The following is a 10,325-nucleotide window of genomic DNA, read 5'->3' on the forward strand; positions in this document are numbered from 1 at the left end:
ACAGTGGGAGGTATTACCATGAAGGGGATACTAAGTTGTACTGCAACAGATTGCGTTAACAACACATCTGAAATATGTTCTGCGATTACTATTAATATTTCAGTGCCAGATGTCAAAAAGAGTGAGTTAACATGTTGTGAAACCTTTGCTAGTAGGGGCCTCAAGAATTCATTAGCTAATGTACTTAATATAAATGTAGTAGGTGAACTTAAACAAGTATTTAATCAGGATTCTATAGTAATGACTCCAAGGATTAGATGTGAAGCTACAAGATGTATTCATAATGAGAAAAAAATATGTAGAGCAAAGAACATTTTAATTGAAGACATAGGTGAGATAAATAATGTTAAAACACAATGTGATACTTTTGAAGAATAAGTAAATTATGAAGTTGTTTTTAAAATTATATTTACAACAAAAGCCTTTAATCACACTCTTTCAAGGGTGGGGTGAAAGGCTTTATTCACTACCACTGGAATATAGATGGTAGTGGATAATATAGATTAATAGCAATAGGTATAGGATGGAGGAAAATAATTATGAAAAGTAAGAGAAAATTTGAGAATTATGTTATTCCAGTTGAAAAAAACGTGGATTATATAATGAATATAGAAAACATGGGGTATCAAGGTGAAGGGGTAGGTAAAATAGACAATTTCACGGTTTTTGTAGCTGGTGCAGTCCTAGGAGAAAAGGTAAAAATAAAAATTGTTAAGGTTTCTAAGAATTTTGCCTTTGGTAAATTATTAGAGGTAATTGAAGTATCACCTAGCAGAGTAGAGCCGGTTTGCAGTATATATAAAAGCTGCGGAGGCTGTAATATACAACATATAGACTATAATGCGCAATTAGATTTTAAAACTAATAGAGTAAAAGAAGCTATAAGTAGAATTGGAAAATTAGAAGCAGTGGTAATACACCCGTCGCTCGGAATGGAGAATCCCTATAATTATAGGAATAAGGTTCAATTACCTGTGTCCAATAAAAACGGAGAGGTGTGTATTGGATTTTATGCGGAGCGGAGTCATGACATAGTAAACATGGAAACCTGTTATATTCAAGATAAAGTAGCAGATGTTGTGGTAAAACTTACAAGACAATGGATGAGTGAGTACAATATTCAGAGTTATAATGAGGTAACCCAAAAGGGATCGCTACGTCATATTATGATTCGGAAAGGATCTAAAACAGGAGAAATAATGGTTGTATTGGTTACAAATGGTAAAGAAATTCTACATAGCGCCGAATTTATAGCGATAATGACTAAAAAGATTCAAGGAATTGTAAGCATAGTGCAAAATATAAACAGTGAAAAAACAAATGTAATACTTGGCGCACGCTCAGTAACACTTTGGGGAAAAGATGCTATAACTGATTATATAGGAGAATTTAAATTTCAAGTTTCTCCGCTGTCATTTTTCCAAGTTAATTCACTTCAAACTGAAACACTCTACAGTAAAGCTCTAGAATATGCAAATTTAAGCGGTGGAGAAGTGGTGCTGGATGCTTATTGTGGTACAGGTACTATATCACTATTTTTATCTAAGAAGGCTAAAAAGGTGTATGGCGTAGAAATAGTGCAAGAAGCAATTGAAAATGCTAAGATGAATGCAAGCGAAAACGATATACATAATACAGATTTTTTAGTAGGCGAGGCAGAAAAGATTATTCCAAAGCTTATTCGTGATGGAGTACAAGCTGACGTAGTGGTTGTAGATCCACCGAGAAAAGGATGCGATAAAATTCTTTTAGAAGCTATAAGTAATATGGGACCTAAAACTATAGTCTACGTTTCTTGTGATCCAGGTACTTTAGCTCGCGACCTTGGAATTTTAGATGAACTGGGATATAAGACTTTAGAGATTCAACCAGTTGATATGTTTCCACAAACGGCACATGTTGAGTGCGTGGCGAGGATAGAGAGAAAATTATAAGAAGTATACTGCATTAAGGATTTAAATTTAGCATAATTAATAAAAGAAAATGTAGTCATGCGATAATTTAAAAAGGTAGCAAAAACTTTGTATATAATGGGCCCTATAAGGTAGACAGTTTAACATAGGGTCCACTTTAATTACTCTAGGCTCTTTATACTCTTTTTCTAAAAAAATACTATTTTACTAATATAGTTTGTTTATCCTTTAAATTTTTTATAAATACATCTAAAGAATCATTGAAAATTAAAGTAAAAACATCTTCGTTTTTTACTTGTTTAAACTTTAAATCGAGGATGTCCTTATACCTCAAAATTGTATCAATGTTACTTAGAAAAAGATCTACTAATTCTCCATCAAAATGTTTATTTCTTTCTTCTTTTAATATTTTGATACAGGTCTCAATAGGATAAGCTTTTTTATATACTCTCTCGTTAGCTAATGCATCAAAAACATCTGCAATAGCTACTATTCTAGCGGTCAAAGGAATATTATTGCCTATAAGCCCTGATGGGTAACCACTGCCATCCCATTTTTCATGATGATTTAATGCTACTTCACAACCCATATTGATAACGTCTCATTTTGAATTACCAAGAATCTTTTCACCAATTATTGTATGAGTTTTCATTGTATTGAATTCATTAGGTGTTAGCTTACCTGGTTTCAGGAGAATTGCATCCGCAATTCCTATCTTTCCAATATCATGCATCAAAGCAGCATAATTCATTAATTTATTTTTAGCTTCAGATGTTTCTATAATATTATATAAAAATGATGAATATAAACTTATCCTAACCATATGTAATGCAGTATCTTCATCATTATATTCAGCTGCATAACATAAACGCTTTATAATTTCGTCTGTCAATTCGATATTCTAGTTCACTGAACTCTCAAGCAAGCTATTTTTCGTTATCAATTGAGTATTCTTATCTTCTATCTCACTAAGTGTACGATTTAGGAAAAAGCTAATCTTTTTAGTTTCGACCTCTTGCTCACTTTTTTTCAAATTTATATTTGGTATATCATAATAAACACCATAATAAGTTAATTTACTCTTCATTACTTTTAATGATTCTAACAGTATATCTGTGGAAAAACTTAAAAATCCATTAAATTTTCTAAATTGATCTTCTTTTGGAGGCTCCGAATAAAATATTTCCTTACTCAAAAAAATAGCGGGATGCTCAGGGTGGTTTATAATAATATCCCATTCATCGGTCATTGAGTCATCTGCATCTAGTTCAATAAATACTGTATTTTTAAAATCTTTTACACTATCAAAATTAATATTTCTAGCAAATATATATAATTTTTTACAAAAATTATCAAGAGTTTTATACCTTTCATACTCTATCATAAAAAATTCGAATTTTTGAAAGGCTACAAAAATTTCTGATTCTAATTTGAACTCTGTTACCATATCTTCAAGACCATGACTTATACCAACAAGAGATGATTTTACATATACCTTTTGTTCAATGCTTGATGCTCTACTCATAACAATATCGCTTAATTGACGCATATCTTAAACATCTCCTTTGTATTAAATTTAATTATATAAAGAATTCAATAATACTTACTGGAATACTAATACTGTAAATCAATATATTTACTTAATTATACTATTAATAATGAATATTTCATATAAAAAATTGCTCAGATTTAAACTACTAAAAAAGCATACAATTAAAATCGTTGCAGGTAAATTTTTTCTGCATCATACAGGAATAAAATTGGTTATACTATTATTAAACAAGAGTTTAAAAATAGACAAAGTAAGAGAGGCGATATGATGACTGAGATAAAAGAAAAAACAGAAGTAGGGTGGAACTTAGATAACAGTTATGCTCATCTGCCAAAATCACTTTTTACCAGAGTCAAATCAACGCCAGTATGCTCACCGAAGCTTATCATTTTTAATTATCCGTTGGCGTCATCTCTGGGGCTAAGTGCAGAGACACTTAAAAGTCGAGATGGCTTAGCTGCGCTTTCCGGGAATCTTATTCCTGAAAATGCTTTGCCTCTTGCTCAAGCATATGCAGGTCATCAATTTGGGCATTTTACAATGCTTGGCGATGGTCGTGCGGTACTACTTGGGGAGCAGATCACTCCATTAGGTAAGAGGGTTGATATTCAGCTCAAGGGTTCAGGGAAAACGCCATACTCCCGTGGAGGTGATGGTCGAGCAACACTTGGATCAATGCTGCGTGAACACATTATTAGCGAAGCAATGTATGCTCTAGGTATTGCAACTACACGTAGTTTAGCGGTGGTGACAACGGGCGAGTTAGTAATCCGCGAAACTGAACTGTCTGGCGCAATTATGACCCGCGTGTCTGACAGTCATCTGCGCGTTGGAACCTTCCAGTATGTTTCAAAATGGTGCACTGTGCATGAGCTTAAAGCTCTTGCTGATTATACATTGCAAAGACATTTTCTACAGGTTGAAAATAATGAGAATCCTTATCTTTTTTTACTTCAGGAAGTAATCAAGCGTCAAGCTGCGTTAATTGCCAAATGGCAACTGGTTGGGTTTATTCACGGGGTGATGAACACAGACAACATGGCACTTAGTGGAGAAACTATTGATTATGGTCCTTGCGCATTTATGGATGCTTATGACCCAAAAACGGTATTCAGTTCTATTGACATTAATGGAAGATATTCCTACGGTAATCAGCCAAGTATTGCAGCATGGAATCTGGCAAGATTTGCTGAAACGCTATTGCCACTGTTGCATCGAGATCAGGATCAGGCTGTAAAACTTGCTCAAAATGCGATTTCAGATTTTACTAATTTGTATCAATCTAATTGGCTTACAGGAATGAGATCAAAACTAGGGATATTTAATGAAGAGCTACAGGATGAAACTCTTATTAACAATCTACTCAGTATGATGCAGAAGCATGCGTCGGATTACACCAACACCTTTAGTGCATTAACTACTGATAAGACGCGCGAGGATACCCTGTTTGGAACCACAGGATTTGCGCATTGGCATGAGTCATGGCAAGAGAGATTAGGAAGGCAGCAGGAAACAAAAGCCTCCTCGTATCAATTGATGCGAAGCAATAATCCCGCTATAATACCTCGAAACCACCGGGTAGAAGATGCACTAGAAGCCGCAGTGAGTAAGGGAGACTATAGTGTAATGGATAGGCTGCTTGATGTTCTTTCAAGTCCTTGCGCATACTCAAAAGAGCAGACAGATTACTCAACACTTCCTGAGTCGTCAACAAGTCCTTACCGGACCTTTTGTGGTACATGATAAAGAGATAGAAAAAAGTATAGCCCTTTAAGGTTATTAACCTAAAGGGCTATACTTATACAAATTCTAATAGCAAACAACTGGAGTCCTTTCATCAATGTTATTAAATATTTTTTGTGCTAAAGCTGGTGGTGCGTTTACACAGCCATGAGAGCCCTTTTTTAAATATATATCTCCTCCAAAGGATGATCTGAAGCTAGCATCATGTATTCCAATTCCACCGTTAAAGGGCATAAATACTTTGACATTCGTACTATAATTCTCTCCCTTTAATGTTGCATTTCTTGCTTTATATGCTAGGATATAAACACCTTTAGGTGTTCCATAATTTTTGCTTACATTACCAGTAACCACAGGTCCCTCTGCTATAAGAGCACTATCCTTATAAAACCATAAATGCTGTTTTGTCATATTAATTTCCACATAGGTATTTCCAATATCATTAATAGCATGAGTCATTGCGGTTTGTATATATCTGGGTTCTTTCTCTACGGGTTGTCCATCTTTTATAGACAGAATTAAATCAGCGACTTCTCCTTTACGGTTAACTAACCACCCATAATTTCCCCCGTTAGTATTTATTGTTGTTCCAAGGGAGGTAGAAAATTCTCTTTGGTTGCCATAGGTATCATAATTATCATTTAATTTAGATAGATGACTTTTCATTTTCTCTTCATCAAACGAGACTTCAAGGTTTTCGTTAACTGTGATCCAAGTATTTACTAGAGAAGCATCTATAATCTCTTTGCCACCTGTAAAGGTATAAGTTAATTCTGAGGATATGTATTTATTAAGCAATAATTTAGTGTCAATAATTTTTTTAGAAATAGAGGTGTACTTTGGATTTATATAATGATTTTTATCCTCCAAATTGATGGTCGGCTCGCCCCTAAGAATTGCATTTACAACATTTGTGTACAAAGTATCGCTGTTCACTTTAGTACCCATAATTTCATTTACAATTACATAGCCGGCACCATTATATTCAAAGTTAGCATTTTGAGGTTCAACTATATTTGCAGTATCAAAACAAGACAGTTTATCAAAATGCTCTTTTAATAGTTTTTCATTGTATGTTACTATGTCGTCTATTTCATAAGTCTTTTGGTTAAAGAGCGAATTAATCCACTTGAGAGAATGCTGATTATTTTTTAATTCTTGAATTTTATCCTTTGCATTATATTTGAGTTCAATATCGGTAGATCCAATTTGTTCTTTAACACCGTTTCGTTCTACAAGTTCTAGTGTGTATGATTTAGATTTTAATAATAGTAATTCATCTAATTCTTTTACGGTTTTACCAAAGGCATTTATGTTATTAATTGTAGTATCAAAATAAAAATGAGTGCTGAAAAACATTGATATACCGAAAAATAAAATAAGAAAAATGGAAATAGAAATAAGGCTAGCTTTTACAAAAAAAATGCCTTTTAGTGATTGTATTTTCATTATTAATTTATTGTGTTTTATTAATTTACTGTGTTTTATTGGTTTAATTTCCATTATACACCTCTTTTAATATAATAATTACAAGTTAATCATATTCCAATATACAGTTAATGTAAAGCGAATAAATAAATATTTATCATTGTAATTCCATGTAAAAACAATAGTTGATATGATTATTTAAAAATTCCTATTTTAAACATATTTTTATAACTAAAATAGATATATAATAGAGTTATAGGAAGCAAAACAATAAAAAATATATTGAATATTATGTTGAATGAGGATATATTTTGAATGTATATAAAATAATATTATAGAGAAAGAGAAGTAATGAAATATGAGATTAGATAAATTTTTAGCACAATCGGATATTGGAATGAGGAAAAAGGTTAGAACTTATATCGCAGAGGGTATGGTTGAGGTAAATGGAGACGTTATAACAAAACCTGCAATAGAAATCAACGAAAACGATGATGTTATCGAGTACCTTTCAAAAGTAGTTGTTTATACAGGGAAAGTATATTATATGTTTAATAAACCAGCTGGCTACATTACTGCAAGAGTGGATACAGTTAATAAAACGGTATTTGATTTTTTTAATAATGTTAACATGAATGGAGTATTTCATGTTGGCAGATTAGATAAAGATACAGAAGGATTATTGTTACTTACAAACGACGGAGACTTTGAACATAAGTTAATGTACCCACAAAAACATGTTGAAAAAACTTATTTTTTTTGGGCCTTGGGGACTATTTACGAGGAAGATAGAAAGCAATTAGAGCAAGGGATTTACTTAGGAAAAGGTGAAATACTAACAAAACCTGCAAAAATAGAAGTGCAAAAACATGGGATGTATAGAGATTTTAAAGAAGAAATACCTAATGTTAATTTATGTAACATAGATTCGGATCAGTATGAGCAGACTGTTGTTTCTGGATATCTTACTATTTCGGAGGGACGGAGGCACCAAGTCAAACGTATGTTAAAGTCAGTAGGCTGTTACGTGGTGTATTTGAAGAGGGTTTCCATCGGAGAATTAATGTTAGATAAATCTCTTGAAAAAGGTCAGTATCGGTTACTTACAGAAGTGGAAATTCAAAGGGTATTGGAGAATATAAAAAAATAGAAAGTTTTATTTAAAGTGAATTATTGTGCTACTACTACTCTTAAAGTTTTAAATGTATCATCACAAAGATGGATATCTACACTTGCTCCATTAAATACATTCTCTGATAATTCGGTGGTGAATATTTTCATTATGTCTATTGTATCATCATCTTGCTCAAGACCCTTCTTTATTACTATGCGAAATTCGTAAGTAGTTCCTTCCTTATTTAATTGCACAGATCTTTCATTGTCGTCCTCTTTAAAAAAACCCTCGTTAATCAAGTAATCTCCAAGAGATTGCGCTTCAGTTATCTTTATAATATCAGTGTAATATAGTTCGTTGTTGTCTCCAAAAGTAAGTTTAGTTCCAAAGTCTTCTCCGCTACATCCAGGTAGCAACAATGTAAATAGCATAGTCAATATAAGAATGCTTATGGTGGTAACTGATTTTTTCTTTCCTAGGTTAATTTTTAATGAATTATTCATATGGTTGTCCCCTGACTATATATTTTTTTTTTTCATTTAGAAACTATATATTCTATAATTGTATTTAAAATACCTCTTTATATTAGTAAATTATAAAATGAAGGCAGTTTTGAATTAATTGTGGTCTTTATTTATAGGATTTTATGGAATATTTATGGTATAATGCTAATATAGAAATAATTTTACATACATTTTATATGAATAGGGAGTGATTAAATGCAGAATGATAAAGACATAAAAGTTGCAATAGGGTTTGCCACTGGTAGAAAGAGTTTTCAAAAGGTGCTCAGAACTAACATAAAAAACTGGAAGGAATCTGGACTAGTAGCAAACAAAAGGATTAGTTTGAATCTTTTTGTTGCATATGATCTTTTTTATCGTAAAACTAAAATAACGGATTACACTAATGTACACCCAGATTTAGTGAAGAGTATTGATAGCAGCGTATTTATAGGAAGTGTAGAAACAAAGGAAGAAATTGACTATTTAATCAGAGAAAATGTGCTGAATATTGATGAAATACATATGATTTTTGGTAAGGGGTATGCGGCTCAGCGTAATGCGGTACTGTATAACGCTATAAAAAAAGATATGGATTATCTAGTTTTTCTTGATGACGACGAATACCCTATGGCAGTGACGAATACCAGGAATACTGCGATTTGGGGAGGTCAGCATGTTTTGGCACAACATCTTAAATATATTACAGAAGCTGATATGACCCACGGAAATCACTGCGGTTACATATCGCCTATTCCGTATATGGAATTTAATGACACTATGAAGGAAAGCGATTTCCGATCTTTTATTGAAGCTATTAGTAATGATATAGTTAATTGGGACAAGCTGAAAGATGTTATGAAGAATGGCGGGGTAACTTATGCTGATACAAACATATTGACAAGAGATGATGCGGAAGAGATTGAGGAAATAAATCGTTCTAAATTCATATCAGGGGCTAATTTATGTATTAACCTTACGGATCCTAAGCGTATTTTCCCGTTTTATAATCCACCAGGAGCCAGAGGAGAGGATACTTTTTTAAGTACTTGTCTAAGTGATCGAAAAATCATGAGAGTTCCATGTTACACTTTTCATGATGGCTTTTCAACATATAATCATCTTTTAGAAGGTGTTCTTCCGATTAAATTGAAGTTTATAAAAGCTGATACAGACAAGATTACCATTCGCTTTTATAATGCATGTATAGGATGGGTTCGGTATAAGCCACTATTACTATATATAACTCAACCAGAGCACTACACGGAAAAGATTAAAGAGATGCGGGAACAGCTAAGTGTTACACTGCCTAAAATATGTGCTTATTTTGGAAAACCAGAGTTTATGAATATCTTAACTGAACTAGAAAAATACCATAGAAATGTGGAGAAACATTATGGGGAATTTGACGAAACAAAACGTATATGGGCAAAAATCATGGAACATTTTGCACAGAGAAAATAAGTAGAAATGTTAGATCTAGCATAGTAAGAAAATGCTAGATTTTTTTGAGTCTACCGCTACTTAGGGTTTTTAAAAATCATAATGAATTTATTGATTATTTATAAGGAATAAATATAAATACTGTTATATTATAAATATTGTGATAAAATATTAATGGATTAGATTTGAGAGGGGATAATAATGATTACTATAAAAAGGATATTTCAAGATTGGGTTTTGCCTATAATTGCAGCCATTATAATAGCATTTATTATAAATAAGCTTATTTTCTTTAATGTAACGGTCCCAACGGGATCAATGCTACCAACCATAAACTTAAATGATAAGATTTTAGTAACAAGGGTTCATAATAAAAACAATCTTAAACATGGTGATATAGTAGTCTTTCATTCTGATGAATTGGGTGAGGATGAATCAGGGGAAGATTTAATAAAGAGGCTTATTGGACTACCCAATGATGAAATAGATATTAAAGAAGATGGATCAATATATATAAATGGAATGCAAATAGATGAGAGTTATGTTGCATATCCAGGTGGGAAAGCAGGCATAAAATTTGAAGTGCCAGAAGATAGCTACTTTTTTCTTGGAGACAATAGAGCAAATTC

General features: G+C 32.5%; 11 protein-coding genes. 6 read left to right on the forward strand and 5 right to left on the reverse strand.

The features are described from left to right. Nucleotides 1-18: 18 nt before the first annotated feature. A complete protein-coding gene (locus ACJAX4_RS06990; RefSeq protein ID WP_435788734.1) occupies nucleotides 19-378 on the forward strand; it encodes a DUF1540 domain-containing protein in 360 nt (119 codons plus the stop codon). Between the two features lie 161 nt (nucleotides 379-539). Beyond that, nucleotides 540-1,934, forward strand: coding sequence for a 23S rRNA (uracil(1939)-C(5))-methyltransferase RlmD (rlmD, locus tag ACJAX4_RS06995; RefSeq protein WP_435788735.1), 1,395 nt, complete (start codon nucleotides 540-542; stop codon nucleotides 1,932-1,934). A 178-nt stretch (nucleotides 1,935-2,112) separates the two neighbouring features. Here the strand turns inward: rlmD and ACJAX4_RS07000 are convergent, their stop codons facing one another. From ACJAX4_RS07000 to ACJAX4_RS07010, 3 genes are read right to left on the reverse strand one after another with little or no spacing between them, the layout of a single operon-like run. Next, nucleotides 2,113-2,502 carry an HD-GYP domain-containing protein gene (locus tag ACJAX4_RS07000; protein WP_435788736.1) on the reverse strand — a complete coding sequence of 130 codons (390 nt, stop codon included), beginning with the start codon at nucleotides 2,500-2,502 and terminating at the stop codon, nucleotides 2,113-2,115. 12 nt (nucleotides 2,503-2,514) lie between these two features. After that, nucleotides 2,515-2,805, reverse strand: coding sequence for an HD-GYP domain-containing protein (locus ACJAX4_RS07005; protein WP_435788737.1), 291 nt, complete (start codon nucleotides 2,803-2,805; stop codon nucleotides 2,515-2,517). Nucleotides 2,806-2,814: 9 nt separating this feature from the next. Next, nucleotides 2,815-3,462: a DICT sensory domain-containing protein gene (locus ACJAX4_RS07010; RefSeq protein ID WP_435788738.1), complete on the reverse strand. Its 648-nt coding sequence runs from the start codon at nucleotides 3,460-3,462 to the stop codon at nucleotides 2,815-2,817. A gap of 270 nt (nucleotides 3,463-3,732) precedes the next feature. Here ACJAX4_RS07010 and ACJAX4_RS07015 point away from each other — a divergent pair, with 270 nt between their 5' ends. Further along, a complete protein-coding gene (locus tag ACJAX4_RS07015) occupies nucleotides 3,733-5,208 on the forward strand; it encodes a protein adenylyltransferase SelO (RefSeq protein WP_435788739.1) in 1,476 nt (491 codons plus the stop codon). Between the two features lie 66 nt (nucleotides 5,209-5,274). On the opposite strand, the gene ACJAX4_RS07020 is transcribed toward ACJAX4_RS07015, so the two are convergent. After that, nucleotides 5,275-6,711, reverse strand: a complete 1,437-nt coding sequence (locus ACJAX4_RS07020) for a peptidoglycan binding domain-containing protein (protein ID WP_435788740.1) — start codon at nucleotides 6,709-6,711, stop codon at nucleotides 5,275-5,277. Nucleotides 6,712-6,994: 283 nt separating this feature from the next. Here ACJAX4_RS07020 and ACJAX4_RS07025 point away from each other — a divergent pair, with 283 nt between their 5' ends. Beyond that, nucleotides 6,995-7,786 (forward strand): pseudouridine synthase, encoded by a 792-nt coding sequence (locus tag ACJAX4_RS07025; RefSeq protein ID WP_435788741.1) that lies wholly within the window; start codon nucleotides 6,995-6,997, stop codon nucleotides 7,784-7,786. A 20-nt stretch (nucleotides 7,787-7,806) separates the two neighbouring features. Here ACJAX4_RS07025 and ACJAX4_RS07030 read toward each other — a convergent pair whose 3' ends face one another. After that, nucleotides 7,807-8,253, reverse strand: a complete 447-nt coding sequence (locus ACJAX4_RS07030; RefSeq protein ID WP_435788742.1) for a hypothetical protein — start codon at nucleotides 8,251-8,253, stop codon at nucleotides 7,807-7,809. A gap of 216 nt (nucleotides 8,254-8,469) precedes the next feature. On the opposite strand from ACJAX4_RS07030, the gene ACJAX4_RS07035 reads away from it, so the two are divergent. Both ACJAX4_RS07035 and lepB read left to right on the forward strand, forming a co-directional pair. Then, nucleotides 8,470-9,717, forward strand: a complete 1,248-nt coding sequence (locus tag ACJAX4_RS07035; RefSeq protein ID WP_435788743.1) for a hypothetical protein — start codon at nucleotides 8,470-8,472, stop codon at nucleotides 9,715-9,717. Between the two features lie 180 nt (nucleotides 9,718-9,897). Continuing rightward, the coding region (gene lepB, locus ACJAX4_RS07040) for a signal peptidase I (protein ID WP_435788744.1) at nucleotides 9,898-10,325 on the forward strand (428 nt) is incomplete at its 3' end.

The sequence above is a fragment of the Clostridium sp. genome, from assembly GCF_051278035.1.
Classification (GTDB): domain Bacteria; phylum Bacillota; class Clostridia; order Clostridiales; family Clostridiaceae; genus Clostridium_AD.

Coding starts and splice junctions, on each gene's coding strand:
- ACJAX4_RS06990 (WP_435788734.1), top strand. CDS start 19: ATGAAGGGGATACTAAGTTGTACTGCAACAGATTGCGTTAACAACACA.
- rlmD (WP_435788735.1), top strand. CDS start 540: ATGAAAAGTAAGAGAAAATTTGAGAATTATGTTATTCCAGTTGAAAAA.
- ACJAX4_RS07000 (WP_435788736.1), bottom strand. CDS start 2,502: ATGGGTTGTGAAGTAGCATTAAATCATCATGAAAAATGGGATGGCAGT.
- ACJAX4_RS07010 (WP_435788738.1), bottom strand. CDS start 3,462: ATGCGTCAATTAAGCGATATTGTTATGAGTAGAGCATCAAGCATTGAA.
- ACJAX4_RS07015 (WP_435788739.1), top strand. CDS start 3,733: ATGACTGAGATAAAAGAAAAAACAGAAGTAGGGTGGAACTTAGATAAC.
- ACJAX4_RS07020 (WP_435788740.1), bottom strand. CDS start 6,711: ATGGAAATTAAACCAATAAAACACAGTAAATTAATAAAACACAATAAA.
- ACJAX4_RS07025 (WP_435788741.1), top strand. CDS start 6,995: ATGAGATTAGATAAATTTTTAGCACAATCGGATATTGGAATGAGGAAA.
- ACJAX4_RS07030 (WP_435788742.1), bottom strand. CDS start 8,253: ATGAATAATTCATTAAAAATTAACCTAGGAAAGAAAAAATCAGTTACC.
- ACJAX4_RS07035 (WP_435788743.1), top strand. CDS start 8,470: ATGCAGAATGATAAAGACATAAAAGTTGCAATAGGGTTTGCCACTGGT.